Source organism: Streptomyces sp. NPDC098101 (assembly GCF_044760185.1).
GTDB lineage: Bacteria > Actinomycetota > Actinomycetes > Streptomycetales > Streptomycetaceae > Streptomyces.
Window position 1 is genome coordinate 474480 of record NZ_JBIWAS010000005.1, and the last position, 13017, is coordinate 487496.

Annotated in this window: 12 protein-coding genes; 8 read left to right on the forward strand and 4 right to left on the reverse strand. The window is 73.0% G+C overall.

Going from position 1 to position 13017, the window contains the following annotated elements; translation table 11 throughout:
- Nucleotides 1-17: 17 nt before the first annotated feature.
- From ACIQVI_RS25065 to ACIQVI_RS25085, 5 genes are all read left to right on the forward strand, one after another.
- Nucleotides 18-1475, forward strand: a complete 1458-nt coding sequence (locus ACIQVI_RS25065; protein ID WP_351971852.1) for an aldehyde dehydrogenase family protein — start codon at nucleotides 18-20, stop codon at nucleotides 1473-1475.
- Between the two features lie 110 nt (nucleotides 1476-1585).
- Complete coding sequence (locus ACIQVI_RS25070; protein WP_403599631.1) at nucleotides 1586-2134, forward strand: DinB family protein; 549 nt, start codon at nucleotides 1586-1588, stop codon at nucleotides 2132-2134.
- 44 nt (nucleotides 2135-2178) lie between these two features.
- Nucleotides 2179-2793 carry a PadR family transcriptional regulator gene (locus ACIQVI_RS25075; protein WP_121832933.1) on the forward strand — a complete coding sequence of 205 codons (615 nt, stop codon included), beginning with the start codon at nucleotides 2179-2181 and terminating at the stop codon, nucleotides 2791-2793.
- A 144-nt stretch (nucleotides 2794-2937) separates the two neighbouring features.
- On the forward strand, nucleotides 2938-3900 hold the full coding sequence (locus ACIQVI_RS25080; protein WP_383414479.1) for an ATP-binding cassette domain-containing protein: 963 nt from the start codon (nucleotides 2938-2940) through the stop codon (nucleotides 3898-3900).
- Nucleotides 3897-4661: an ABC transporter permease gene (locus ACIQVI_RS25085; protein WP_351971855.1), complete on the forward strand. Its 765-nt coding sequence runs from the start codon at nucleotides 3897-3899 to the stop codon at nucleotides 4659-4661. The genes ACIQVI_RS25080 and ACIQVI_RS25085 overlap by 4 nt, the downstream gene beginning before the upstream one ends.
- Before the next feature lie 11 nt (nucleotides 4662-4672).
- Here ACIQVI_RS25085 and ACIQVI_RS25090 read toward each other — a convergent pair whose 3' ends face one another.
- Nucleotides 4673-5962: an ion channel protein gene (locus tag ACIQVI_RS25090; protein ID WP_351971856.1), complete on the reverse strand. Its 1290-nt coding sequence runs from the start codon at nucleotides 5960-5962 to the stop codon at nucleotides 4673-4675.
- Between the two features lie 696 nt (nucleotides 5963-6658).
- The gene (locus ACIQVI_RS25095) at nucleotides 6659-7027 is read right to left on the reverse strand and encodes a YbjQ family protein (RefSeq protein ID WP_403599636.1); all 369 of its coding nucleotides are present in this window, start codon (nucleotides 7025-7027) and stop codon (nucleotides 6659-6661) included.
- Between the two features lie 151 nt (nucleotides 7028-7178).
- Here ACIQVI_RS25095 and ACIQVI_RS25100 point away from each other — a divergent pair, with 151 nt between their 5' ends.
- Complete coding sequence (locus ACIQVI_RS25100; RefSeq protein WP_351971857.1) at nucleotides 7179-7892, forward strand: VTT domain-containing protein; 714 nt, start codon at nucleotides 7179-7181, stop codon at nucleotides 7890-7892.
- Nucleotides 7893-7919: 27 nt separating this feature from the next.
- Here the strand turns inward: ACIQVI_RS25100 and ACIQVI_RS25105 are convergent, their stop codons facing one another.
- Both ACIQVI_RS25105 and ACIQVI_RS25110 read right to left on the reverse strand, forming a co-directional pair.
- Complete coding sequence (locus ACIQVI_RS25105; RefSeq protein ID WP_403599639.1) at nucleotides 7920-9623, reverse strand: threonine/serine exporter ThrE family protein; 1704 nt, start codon at nucleotides 9621-9623, stop codon at nucleotides 7920-7922.
- 169 nt (nucleotides 9624-9792) lie between these two features.
- Nucleotides 9793-10284, reverse strand: coding sequence for an inorganic diphosphatase (locus ACIQVI_RS25110; protein ID WP_024758444.1), 492 nt, complete (start codon nucleotides 10282-10284; stop codon nucleotides 9793-9795).
- Nucleotides 10285-10386: 102 nt separating this feature from the next.
- Here ACIQVI_RS25110 and dacB point away from each other — a divergent pair, with 102 nt between their 5' ends.
- Entirely contained in the window at nucleotides 10387-11814 is a 1428-nt protein-coding gene (gene dacB / locus ACIQVI_RS25115) for a D-alanyl-D-alanine carboxypeptidase/D-alanyl-D-alanine-endopeptidase (RefSeq protein WP_403599642.1), read from the forward strand.
- 54 nt (nucleotides 11815-11868) lie between these two features.
- Nucleotides 11869-13008, forward strand: a complete 1140-nt coding sequence (locus ACIQVI_RS25120) for a zinc-dependent metalloprotease (protein WP_351971859.1) — start codon at nucleotides 11869-11871, stop codon at nucleotides 13006-13008.
- Nucleotides 13009-13017: the final 9 nt, after the last annotated feature.

Genomic DNA, 13017 nt, shown 5'->3' on the forward strand with positions numbered 1-13017 from the left:
GTAGAGGGGTCTCCACCATGTCGCACTTCACCGACCTGGCCCACCAGTACATCGACGGCGAGTGGAAGCCGGGCAGTGGCTCGTGGGACATCATCGACTTCAACCCGTACACCGGGGAGAAGCTCGCCTCGATCACCGTCGCCACCGTCGACGAGGTCGACCGCGCCTACCGGGCCGCCGAGCGCGCCCAGACCGCGTGGGCCGAGACCAACCCGTACACCCGCCGGCTCGTCTTCGAGCGCGCGCTGCGGATCGTCGAGGACCGCGAGGAGGAGATAGCGGAGACGATCGTCGCCGAGCTGGGCGGCACCCGCCTCAAGGCGGCGTTCGAGCTGCACCTCGCCAAGGAGTTCCTGCGCGAGGCGATCCAGCTGGCGCTGCGCCCCGAGGGCCGCATCCTGCCCTCCCCGGTCGACGGCAAGGAGAACCGGGTCTACCGCGTCCCGGTCGGCGTCGTCGGCGTCATCTCCCCCTTCAACTTCCCCTTCCTCCTCTCGCTCAAGTCGGTCGCGCCCGCCCTCGCGCTCGGCAACGCGGTCGTCCTCAAGCCGCACCAGAACACCCCGATCTGCGGCGGCACCCTCGTCGCCAAGGTCCTGGAGGAGGCCGGCCTCCCGGCCGGGCTGCTGAACGTCGTCGTCACCGACATCGCCGAGATCGGCGACGCCCTCCTGACCCACCCGGTCCCGAAGGTCATCTCCTTCACCGGCTCCGACAAGGTCGGCCGGCACGTCGCCACGGTCTGCGCCCAGCACTTCAAGCACGCCGTCCTCGAACTCGGCGGCAACAGCGCCCTGATCGTCCTGGACGACGCCGACGTGGACTACGCGGTCGACGCGGCCGTCTTCAGCCGCTTCGTGCACCAGGGCCAGGTCTGCATGGCCGCCAACCGCATCCTGGTGGACCGCACCCTGGAGGCGGAGTTCACCGAGAAGTTCGTGGCCAAGGTGAAGACCCTGCGCGTCGGCGACCCGGCCGACCCCGCGACCCACATCGGCCCGCTCATCAACTCCCAGCAGGCCGAGTCCGTCTCGTCCCTGGTCGACCAGACGGTCGCCGCCGGCGCCACCGCCCTGCTGCACGGCACGGTCGACGGCAACCTCGTCTCCCCGTCCGTCCTCACCGGCCTCGCCGCCGACTCCCCGGTCCTGGGCCAGGAGATCTTCGGCCCGGTCGCCCTGATCGTGCCCTTCGACGGCGAGGAGGAGGCCGTGCGGATCGCCAACGACACCCCGTACGGGCTCAGCGGCGCCGTCCACACCGGGGACGTCGAGCGGGGCGTGCGGATCGCCAAGCGCATCCACACCGGCATGATCCACATCAACGACGGCACCGTGCACGACGAGCCGATCGTCCCCTTCGGCGGCGAGAAGCACTCGGGCGTCGGGCGGCTCAACGGCGACTCGATGGTGGACTCCTTCACCACCCAGAAGTGGATCTCGATCCAGCACGGCCGCAGCCGCTTCCCCTTCTGAGGTTCCGCCGCCGCCCGGAATCCATTGAGGACCGTAGCTGTCCGCAAGCCTCCGTAGCGTGGTCTGTGTCGGAAGAACCCGGCACAGGCCACATCCGGAAGGCGGACGTCATGGTTGCTTTTGTTCCCGTAGGGACCCCCGGCGACGAGCGCGGCACGCTCCTCGACTTCGTGGAGGCCCAGCGCGCCGCGCTCCGCCGCACCGTCCTCGGCCTCACCGAGGAGCAGGCGGCGAGCCGCCCCGCCGCCAGCGAGCTGAGCCTGTCCGGGCTGCTCAAGCACGTCGCCGAGGTCGAGCTCGGCTGGCTCCGGCTCGCGCAGCAGCGGCCCAACGAGCGGGAGCGCACCGAGGAGACCTGGAGCGAGGGCTTCCGGCTCGTGGACGGCGAGACGATCCCGGAGGTCGTGGCGTTCTGGGCGGACGTCACGAAGCAGACGGAGGAGTTCGTCCGCTCGGTGCCGAGCCTGGACGACACCTTCCCGCTGCCGGAGGCCCCCTGGTTCCCGAAGGACGGGCGGGTCACGGTCCGCTGGATGCTGCTCCACCTCGTCCAGGAGACGGCGCGGCACGCCGGTCACGCCGACATCCTCCGCGAGAGCGTCGACGGCAAGGGCTCCTACGAGCTGATCGCCGCCGAGGCGGAGGCGATGGCGGGGTGATCGCCGCGCGTACCCTGGTCGGGATCGACCAGGAGGTACGTGGGATGTCGGCCATCCGTCTTCTCGTCCTGGGCGCGGTGCGGCAGCACGGCCGCGCCCACGGCTACCAGGTGCGCAACGACCTGGAGTACTGGGGCGCGCACGAGTGGTCGCACGCCAAGCCCGGCTCGATCTACCACGCGCTGAAGCAGATGGCGAAGCAGGGACTGCTGCGCGCGCACGAGGTCGCGCCGAGCACGGTCGGCGGCCCGCCCCGGGTCGAGTACGAGCTGACGGACGCGGGCACGGAGGAGTACTTCGCGCTGCTCCGCGAGGCGCTGACCACCTACGACCAGAAGGTGGACGTCCTGTCGGCGGGCATCGGCTTCATGGTGGACCTGCCCCGCGCGGAGGCCGTGGAGCTGCTGCGCCGGCGGGTGGGGGCGCTCGACGAGTGGCGGGCGGCGGTCACCGACTACTACACGCCGGAGGGCGGCCCGGGGCAGCTCGGGCACATCGGCGAGATCATGCACATGTGGATCGGCTCGGCCGACGCGGGCAAGGAGTGGACGCTCGGCCTGATCGACCGGATCGAGGGCGGGGCGTACGTGTTCGCGGGCGAGGGCGACCCGTTCGTGGGGGTGCTCGCGGAGGGCGAGGAGAACCCGTACGCGACCTGAGGGTTCGGACGGCACCCCGCCTAATCAAGTTTGACTAAGTGTGCGCGAGGGCATACCGTCCTCCGTCTGCGCCTGCTGGTCAAATTTGACTAAGCGGTTTTCGGGAGGAAGAGGATGACGGGTGGAAGGGCGGCGGGAAGAACGATGACGACGGAAGCGATCCGCGTGGAGGGCGCGCGGAAGCGGTACGGGGACAAGGACGCCCTGGACGGACTCGACCTCACCGTCGGGCGCGGCACCGTCCACGGGCTCCTCGGGCCCAACGGCGCGGGCAAGACCACGACGGTGCGGATCCTGGCGACCCTGCTCCGGCACGACGCGGGCCTGGTCCGCGTCGCCGGGCACGACGTGCGGACCGAGGCCCGCGAGGTGCGGCGCCGGATCGGGCTCCTGGGCCAGCACGCGGCCCTCGACGAGGAGCTGGGCGGCCGGCAGAACCTGGAGATGTTCGGCAGGCTCCACCACCTGGGCGCCCGGCGCGCCGGGACGCGCGCCGACGAGCTCCTGGAGCGCTTCGGCCTCACGGACACCGGACGCAAGCCCGTCCGGCAGTACAGCGGCGGCATGAGGCGGCGGCTCGACCTGGCGGCATCCCTGATCACCGAGCCCGAGGTGCTGTTCCTCGACGAGCCGACCACCGGACTCGACCCGCGCGGCCGCACCGAGGTCTGGGAGTCGGTGCGCTCCCTGGTCGGCGGCGGCACGACGGTCCTGCTCACCACCCAGTACCTGGAGGAGGCCGACCAGCTCGCCGACCGGATCTCGGTCGTGGACCGGGGGCGGGTCGTCGCCGACGGCACCGCCGACGAGCTGAAGGCCCGCGTCGGCGCGGACCGCGTCGACGTGGTCGTACGGGACGCCCGGAGGCTCGACGAGGCGGCGGCCCTCCTCCCGGCGGCGCGCGCCGAGGTGACCGTGGACGCCGACCGGCGGCTGCTCAGCGCCCCCGTGACCGACCGGATGGCCTCGCTCGCCGAGACCGTGCGGGCGCTCGGGGCGGCCGGGATCGAGGCGGAGGACATCGCCCTGCGGCGCCCCACCCTCGACGAGGTCTTCCTGCACCTGACGGCGGACGGCACGGCCCGTGAGAAGGAGGTGGCGGCATGAGCGCCGCGTACGTGGTGGGCGACTGCTGGACGATGACCCGCCGCGAGCTGGCCCACTGGGCCCGGCAGCCGGTGCAGGTCCTGGTCGGGCTCGTCTTCCCGGTGATGATGCTGCTGATGTTCGGCTATCTGGTCGGCGGCGGGCGGGCCGTCGACGGCGCCTACGTCGACTACCTGGTGCCCGGGATGCTCACCCTGACCATGGTCTTCGGCCTCGAAGCCACCATGACGGCGGTCACGCAGGACCTGAACAAGGGCGTGATCGACCGCTTCCGGGCGATGCCGATGACCGACGGCGCGGTCCTGGTCGGACGGGCGTCTGCGGACATGCTCCAGTCGGCGGTGGGCCTGCTCCTGATGACCGGCGTGGGGTACGCGATCGGCTGGCGGGCGGACGGCGGCCCCGGGGCCTTCCTGGGCGCGCTGGGGCTGCTGCTCCTGCTGCGCTTCGCGATGCTGTGGATCGGGATCTTCCTGGCGCTCGTCGCGGGGCGGGCGGAGCTGGTGCAGGCGGTCCAGATCCTGGTCTGGCCCTTCGGCTTCCTCTCCAACGCCTTCGCCTCGCCCGACTCGATGCCGGGCTGGCTCGGGACGGTCGTGGAGTGGAACCCGATGTCGGCGACCGCGACGGCGGTGCGCGAGCTGTTCGGCAACCCGGGCGGCGAGCCGGGGCACGTGACGGCGGCGGTGGTGTGGCCGCTGGTCCTCCTCGCGGTCTTCTTCCCGCTGGCGGTACGGAAGTTCGGCCGGCTCGGCGGGTAGCGCGGCCGGTCCTACGTCAACGACCGCCCGTGCTCGTCGAGTTCGAGCTGCGGGCGGCCGGTGACGATCAGCCAGGCGGGCAGCGAGGCCAGGCAGAGCAGGGCGAGCACGGCGGGGGAGGAGGCGAGGACGGCGCCGGTGAAGAGGCTGATCCAGCCCTGCCGGGTGGTGGCGAGCAGGACGCCGAGGACGGCGGAGGAGACGGCGACGGCCGGGTGGACCTCGGGAACGAGGGCCTGGGCGAGGAGGCCGAAGGCGGCGCCGATGAAGACGGCGGGGAAGATCCGGCCGCCCCGGAAGCCGCAGGAGGCGGCGACGAGGAGGGCCAGGAGCTTGACGACGGCCAGCTTCGCCAGCTCGCCGGAGGTCCAGCCGCCGATGTTCGACGTCAGCTCCTTGACCTCCTCCAGGCCCTTGAAGAGGGTCAGGTGCCCGCCGAGGGCGCCCAGGAGGCCGAGGACGAGCCCACCGAGGGGCAGCATCAGCATGGGGTGCCGCAGACGGCGGGAGGCGGCGTGGACGTGGGGGAAGAGGTAGCAGGCGGCGAGGCCGAAGAGGGCGGCGGCCGAGGCGATCACCAGGGCCGCCAGGAGGTCGCCCCAGCCGGGGTCGCTCAGCGGCGGGAGCCCCAGGGCGAAGGTGGGCTCGGCGAGCAGCTGGGTGGTCATGGCGCCGGTGCCGGCGGCGAGGAGCGGGGCGAAGAGGCGGTCCCAGAGGGAGCCGGGGCCCGGGTGCCCGGCCAGGGCCTCGGAGATGACGAGGGCGGCCGCGACCGGGGTGCCGAAGAGGGCGCCGATCGTGGCGGCCGAGGCGAGCGTCACCCAGGCGATGCCCGGGACGGCGGGCGCCGCCTTGCGGCCCAGCCAGTACGCGAGCGCGATGTTGGACGCGATGATCGGGTTCTCCGGGCCGAGGCTGACCCCGCCGGCCAGCGCGAGGGTGCCGGCGAGCAGCAGCCCCGGCACCACCCCCGGGGCGAGCGGCGCCCCGCCGAGCCCCGTGGTCGCCGGGTCGGGCCCGGCGTGCCCCGGCACCTTCCACACGACCAGGCCCACCGCGACACCGGTCGCCGTGAGCATCACGATCATCCAGAGCGAGGAGTAGCCGCCGACCCCGAGGGCGTCGGGCAGGTCCTCCCACAGCACGTGCTTGAACCCCTCCGAAAGGGCACTGACCCCCAGGAACAGCAGACTCGCCCCCGCCCCGACCACGAGCGCGGGCAGAATCTGCGGCAACAACACCCGCAACGGCGCCTCGTCGGCGGACGGGGAGGGCACGGCCGGCTCACGATCGGTGGACACGGGCCCACCATAGGTGAGCAAAACCCCCGAAACCCCTAGGACGGGCCGGACCCGACGCGAAGCCTTCGCCCTTGACCGCCGCCCCGGAAACCCGCCACCGATCGGCTACCCGTGGCCGGGGACCCGGCTCCTGCCGGCCCCTGCGGGGCGCCGAACCCCACCGGATCCGCCCGCTCCCGTACGCCGGGAACGAACCGCTGACCGGAGGCCCGACGCGAAGCCACCGTCGACCAGGGGCCGACGCCTGGGGGCCGGGCTTACCGGGTTCACCGGGCCCCGGGTGAGGCCCGGCCTGCCGGGCACCCGGCCCACCGGCTCCCGGGATCTTGGGGCCTGAGCAGACCGGCCCTTACCCGGGCCTGCCGGACCCACCCGGCACCCGGCTCCTGGACCGACCCGGCACCTGGTCCTTCGGGCTCCAGGTCGTCCGGGCCCCAGGCGAGGCCCGGCCTGCCCGGCACCCGGGCCACCGGCTCCCGGACCCTGGGGCCCCGAGCAGCCTGACCATCGGGCCTACCGGGCCCACCCGGCACCCGGCTCCTGGACCCGCCCGGCACCCGGGCCCTCGGGCCCCGGGTGGCCGGGCCTCACCCGGACCTACCGGTTTCACCAGGGCCCGGGCTCACCGGACCCACCAGGCCCCGGACCCACCCGGCCCCCGGGCGGAAGCCTCCCGCCCGTGGCCAACGCCCCACCTCACACCCGGGGCGCGATCACCACCGCTGTGCCGTACGCGCAGACCTCCGTGCCGACGTCCGCCGCCTCCGTGACGTCGAAGCGGAACGCGAGGACCGCGTTCGCGCCGCGGGCCCGGGCCTGTTCCACCAGGCGTTCCATCGCCTGGTTGCGGGTCTCCACCAGGGTCTTCGTCAGGCCCTTCAGCTCCCCGCCGATCATCGACTTCAGGCCCGCGCCGATCTGGCTGCCCAGATGCCGCGAGCGCACGGTGAGGCCGAAGACCTCCCCGATCACCTGCCGGACCTCGTATCCCGGAATGTCGTTCGTCGTCACGACCAGCACTTCGGGATGCGGCCCCTGGCCGCCCCCGTACTCCTCGATGCCCATCGGCATACACCTCCTGATTCCCCACCTTCTGCCCCGCGGGACCCTTCCGCATCCCCTGGGGAGCCGGGTGGAACCGGGGGCGCCCGGTCCACGTTGATAGCTTGGGGCAGCCCGTCCCCAAGCCCCCACCGACCGCAGGAGCCCGGAACCCGTGAACACGCTTGCCCTCGGACCGAGCTGGCTTGACCCGGACTATCTGATCCAGACCTTCGGTCTGATCGGCGTCCTGGTGATCGTCTTCGCCGAGTCCGGCCTCCTCATCGGGTTCTTCCTGCCCGGTGACTCGCTCCTCTTCACCACCGGTCTGCTCGTCACCACCGGGAAGCTCGACCAGCCGCTCTGGCTGGTCTGCACCCTGATCGTGGCCGCCGCGATCATCGGCGACCAGGTCGGCTACCTCTTCGGCCGCAAGGTCGGCCCCGCCCTCTTCAAGCGCCCCGACTCCAAGCTGTTCAAGCAGGAGAACGTCGAGAAGGCGCACGAGTTCTTCGAGAAGCACGGCCCGAAGTCCCTCATCCTGGCCCGCTTCGTCCCGATCGTCCGGACCTTCACGCCGATCATCGCGGGCGTCAGCCGGATGAACTACCGCTCGTTCATCACGTTCAACATCATCGGCGGCGTCCTCTGGGGCGCCGGCGTGACCCTCCTCGGCGCCTCCCTCGGCAAGATCGACTTCGTGCACAAGCACATCGAGATGATCCTCGTCGCGATCGTCCTGATCTCCGTGGTCCCGATCGTGATCGAGTACCTCAGGGCCCGCTCCCAGTCCAAGAAGGCCCGCGCCGCCGGAGGCGACGACCACGACGCCCCCGGCACCCCCAACCCCCAGCAGCAGTCCCCCCGGGGCCGCCACGCCAAGCGGTAGCCCGTACGCGACCCGGGAAGACCGACGCTAGAAGCCCCTGGTGCGCTTCGCGGCCCGCCGCGCCGCCGCCGCACCGGGGGCCCGCATGAAGAGGCGGGCCAGCTCGCCGCCCAGGTTCACCCCGATCGCGATCGCCAGCGCCAGCGCCGCCGCCTTCGCCAGCGACGCGAACCCCTGGTCCAGATTGTGCTGGGCGATCGCGAGCACCCCGAAGTACGTCGCCGAACCGGGCAGCAGCGGCCCGATCGCCGCCGTCACGTACGGCAGCGACGACGTGTGGTGGTACCGGGCGATCAACTGCCCGAAGAGACCCACCAGACCCGCCGCCACCGCCGTCGCCATCACCGCCGACCCCTCCGCCGTCACCGCGATCGACGCGTACACCACCCACGCCACCCCGCCGTTCAGCGTCACGAACAGCACCGTCGCCCGCGACTGCTGCAACAGGATCGCGAAGGTCGCGGACAGCGCCATCGACGCCAGGGTCTGCACCACCGGCCGCTCCACCGCCCGCAGCGCCCCCTCCGGATTCAGCTGCGCGTCGAACTGCACCGCCAGGTACAGCACCGACAGCACGCCCACCACGATCGCCACGAAGAAGTACATGACCTCGAGCAGCCGCGCCGAGGCCGTGATGTAGAAACCGGTGAGCCCGTCCTGCACGGCCGCCACGAGCGCCCGCCCCGGGATCAGCGCGAACAGCCCACCCGTGATCACCGCCGACGGCCGCAGATCCGCGTGCAGCAGCGTCAGGAGCACCCCCATCGCCGCCGGAGGCATCGCCGCCACCAGGAACTGGTAGAACTCCGGCAGCCCCCGCCCCGCGCACAGCCATGCCAGCCGGTCCCCGAGCACCGCGCCGAGCGCCGCCACCAGGAACACCGTCAGACCGCCGCCGAGCAGCACCGACGCCGCCCCCGCGAGCACCCCCGCCGCCGTCGTCAGCGCCCACCCCGGATACGGATGCCGGTTCCGCCGGATCTCCGCCAGCCGCCGGTACGCCTCCTCCGGCGTCACCTCGTGCGCCTGCTCGTCGCCCACCGGCGCGCTGATGTCCGCGATCAGCTGGTACACCGCCGCGAGCCGCGTGTAGTCCGTGCCCCGGCGCCGCACCGTCCGGTTCGCCGTCACCGGATCGTCCACCAGCGACGGCTGGTACGTGACCGACAACAGCGTGAACGTCACCGTCGGCTCGCACCGGTCGAGCCCGTACGAGCGGCAGATCGCGAACATCGCCGCCTCGACGTCCTCCGCGCCCTCCCCGCCCGCGAGCAGCAGCTCGCCGATGCGCAGCGTCAGGTCGAGGACGCGCGGCACCGAATGCCCCGACTCGTCCTCCTTGCGCGGCGCCTCCGGCACCGGCCGCTCGCCCACCGGCAGCCGCAGCATGGTCCGCATCCGGTCCTGCCACGGCGCGTCCCGCGACAGGCGCACCAGCGGCACCCCGTACGCCGGGGTGAAGGCGGGCGGCGAGTTCTTCGCCGAGTACGTGGCCGGGGGAGCGAACGCCGAACCCTCCGGCTCGGCACCGGACTCGGGCTCCGCCCGCAGCCCCGACGGCAGGGCGAACTCGGAGGTCGGATGCTCCTCCTCCGGTGGCGCGGGCCGCTCCACCCCGGCCGGCGGCACGAACGCGCTCCGCGCCTCGTCCGACTGCGGTTTCCGGTCCTCCGGAGCCTCCTCGGCCCCTTCGTACCGCACGTCCATCGAGCCGCCCGGCTCCGCCACCACTCTGCCGCCCCGCTCTCCCTGAAGGAATCGTGGCTTCCAGTATGGGCGCGCGCCCTCCGCGCGTGCGACGGGCCCGTGAAGGGGTCGCGACGGACACGCGAAGGGCGGCGCACCCCGAGGGGTGCGCCGCCCTGATCACGCGACCGGGACCGGCGGGGCCGGAACCGGCTCAGTGGCCGCCCTGCTCCTTGGCCCGCGCGTACGACTTCTCGATCTCTTCCTCGGCCTCGGCGCGACCGACCCAGTCCGCGCCCTCGACCGACTTGCCCGGCTCCAGGTCCTTGTAGACCTCGAAGAAGTGCTGGATCTCCAGGCGGTCGAACTCCGCCACGTGGTGGATGTCCCGCAGGTGCTCCATGCGCGGGTCGGTGGCCGGGACGCACAGCAGCTTGTCGTCGCCGCCCGCCTCGTCCGTCATCCGGAACATGCCGATGGCGCGGCACTTGATCAGGCAGCCCGGGAAGGTGGGCTCGTCCAGGATGACGAGCGCGTCCAGCGGGTCGCCGTCCTCGCCGAGGGTGTTCTCCACGTAGCCGTAGTCGGTCGGGTAGGCCGTCGACGTGAAGAGGCGACGGTCCAGACGGATGCGACCGGTCTCGTGGTCGACCTCGTACTTGTTCCGCGATCCCTTGGGGATCTCGATGAGAACGTCGAACTCCACGGGTGGCTCCTCCTGAATCAACACAAGTGAATGCTCGCGACGAAGCGCGGTGGTTAAGTGTCCCTCACGCACGTGTGTGATCGCGAAAGGGGCTGGTCAGCAATGCCCGAGCCGAGGATCTGGCAGCTCACGGCGGGCTCCGCCGCCCTCGGTCTGGCCCTGGCCGCCGTGGCGGTGACCCTGACCGGCCCGTGGGACTCGGGCCAGCGTACGGCCGAGCGGACCCGCGCCGCCGCCCCCGTGACGGGTGGTACGCGTCACGCCCCGCCCCCGGCCCCCGCCCCGCCCCGCCGGCCCGCGCCCGCCCCCAGCGCCCCCGGCGTCCTCACCGCCCTGAGCCCCGCCGCCCCCGCCGACTCCTCCGTCGGGTCCGCCGCCGGACGTCCGGCCGACCTCGCCGCCGTCCTCGTCCCCCTCCTCGCCGACCCCGGCCTCGGCCCCCTCCGCACCGCCTCCGTCGTCGACACCGCCACCGGCAAGCAGCTCTACGGCGAGGGCGCCACCACCCCCATGACCCCCGCCTCCACCGTCAAGATCGCCACCGCCGCGGCCGCCCTCTCCGCCCTCGGCCCCGACCACCGCATCGCCACCACCGTCACCGCCGCCCCCGACGGCAAGACCGTCACCCTCACCGGCGGCGGCGACCCCACCCTCGACGCCAACCGCCTCCGGGCCCTCGCCACCGCCACCGCCCGCGCCCTCAAGACCCGCGGCCACACCCCCGTACGCCTCGCCTACGACACGAGCCTCTACACCGGCCCCGCCGTCCACCCCATCGGCCCCAACGAGAACATCGCCCCCGTCACCGCCCTCATGACCCGCGCCGGACGCCTCGACGACAGCCCCAGCGGCCCCGCCCCCCGCGACGCCGACCCCGCCCGCGCCACCGCCACCGCCTTCGCCGCCCTCCTCACCCGCGCCGGCGTCCCCGTCACCGGCGACCCCGCCCCCGGCCCCACCCCCAAGGCCGCCCCCCTCGCCCGTACGCACTCCGCCCCCCTCGCCGACCTCGTCGAACGCACCCTCACCCACAGCGACAACGACCTCGCCGAAGCCCTCGCCCGCCAGACCGCCCTCGCCCGCAAGCTCCCCGCGAGCTTCGACGGCGCCGGAAAGGCCGTCCGCGCCGAACTCGCCCGACTCGGCCTCCCCGTCGCCGGAACCCGCTTCGCCGACGGCAGCGGCCTCGACCGCGACGACCGCGTCTCCGCCGCCCTCCTCACCGGCCTCCTCACCCGGGCGGCCGACCCCGCCCGCCCCGCCCTGCGCCCCCTCCTCACCGGCCTCCCCGTCGGCGGCTTCACCGGCACCCTCGCCGACCGCTTCGACACCGCCCCCGCCGGAGCCGGACTCGTCCGCGCCAAGACCGGCACCCTCACCGGCGTCAACACCCTCGCCGGCACCGTCGCCACCCCCGACGGACGCCTCCTCGCCTTCGCCTTCCTCGCCGGCCGCACCCCCTCCCCGTACCGGGCCCAGCCCGCCCTCGACCGCCTCTCCGCCGCCCTCGCGGGCCAGGACCTGCCGTAACCCGGTCCGTACCGAACACACACCGAACGGGCCCCGAGACCGTACGGTTGACACATGACGAGCATCGGTGGCGCAGGCACATCCGGGATGGTCGACTGGAACCTCGCGGTCGCGACCGCGACCCGCCTCGTGCGGCCCGGACCCGAAGTCGGCCGCGACGAGGCCCGCGCGGTTGTCGCCGAACTCCGCAGGCACGCCAAGGCCTCGGAAGAACACGTCCGCGCCTACACCCGGATGATCCCCGAAGGCCACGAACCCCCCGACACCCCCGTCCTCGTCGTCGACCGCGCCGGCTGGATCCGGGCCAACGTTGCCGGCTTCCGCGAACTCCTCACCCCCCTCCTCGGCAAGATGCAGGAACGCCGCTCCGCCGTCCCCGGCAGCGCCGTCCTCGGCGCCGTCGGCGGCAAGGTCACCGGCGTCGAACTCGGCATGTTGCTCTCGTTCCTCGCCTCCCGCATCCTCGGCCAGTACGAGACCTTCGCCCCCGCCACCCGCGACCTCCCCGCCGGGGCCAACGGCGGCGGACGCCTCCTCCTCGTCGCCCCCAACATCGTCCACGTCGAACGCGAACTCGACGTCTCCCCGCACGACTTCCGCCTCTGGGTCTGCCTCCACGAGGAGACCCACCGCACCCAGTTCACCGCCGTCCCCTGGCTCCGCGACCACCTCCAGGGCGAAATCCAGTCGTTCCTCGCCGCCACCGACGTCGACCCCGGCACCTTCGTCGAACGCCTCCGCGAAGCCGCCCAGACCCTCGCCGGCGGCCGCCCCGAGGGCGAGGAGGGCGAACCCGCCCCCTCCCTCGTCGAACTCGTCCAGTCCCCCGAACAGCGCGAGATCCTCGGCCGCCTCACCGCCGTCATGTCCCTCCTCGAAGGACACGCCGACTACGTCATGGACGGCGTCGGCCCCCAGGTCGTCCCCTCCGTCGCCGAGATCCGCGAGAAGTTCCAGGCCCGCCGCGCCCGCGGCGCCTCCCGCCTCGACCTCGCCCTCCGCAAGCTCCTCGGCCTCGACGCCAAGCTCCGCCAGTACCGCGACGGCGAACGCTTCGTCCGCGCCGTCGTCGACCAGGTCGGCATGGACGGCTTCAACCGCGTCTGGACCTCCCCCAACACGCTCCCCACCAAGAGCGAGATCGCCGCCCCCGCCGACTGGATCGCGAGGGTGCACCGTAAGGCAGACTCGTGAGACGCATGG

Bases quoted from the DNA above. Each gene is read 5' to 3' on its own strand.
- ACIQVI_RS25065 (WP_351971852.1), top strand. From the start codon at position 18: ATGTCGCACTTCACCGACCTGGCCCACCAGTACATCGACGGCGAGTGG.
- ACIQVI_RS25070 (WP_403599631.1), top strand. From the start codon at position 1,586: ATGGTTGCTTTTGTTCCCGTAGGGACCCCCGGCGACGAGCGCGGCACG.
- ACIQVI_RS25075 (WP_121832933.1), top strand. From the start codon at position 2,179: ATGTCGGCCATCCGTCTTCTCGTCCTGGGCGCGGTGCGGCAGCACGGC.
- ACIQVI_RS25080 (WP_383414479.1), top strand. From the start codon at position 2,938: ATGACGACGGAAGCGATCCGCGTGGAGGGCGCGCGGAAGCGGTACGGG.
- ACIQVI_RS25085 (WP_351971855.1), top strand. From the start codon at position 3,897: ATGAGCGCCGCGTACGTGGTGGGCGACTGCTGGACGATGACCCGCCGC.
- ACIQVI_RS25095 (WP_403599636.1), bottom strand. From the start codon at position 7,027: ATGGGCATCGAGGAGTACGGGGGCGGCCAGGGGCCGCATCCCGAAGTG.
- dacB (WP_403599642.1), top strand. From the start codon at position 10,387: ATGCCCGAGCCGAGGATCTGGCAGCTCACGGCGGGCTCCGCCGCCCTC.
- ACIQVI_RS25120 (WP_351971859.1), top strand. From the start codon at position 11,869: ATGACGAGCATCGGTGGCGCAGGCACATCCGGGATGGTCGACTGGAAC.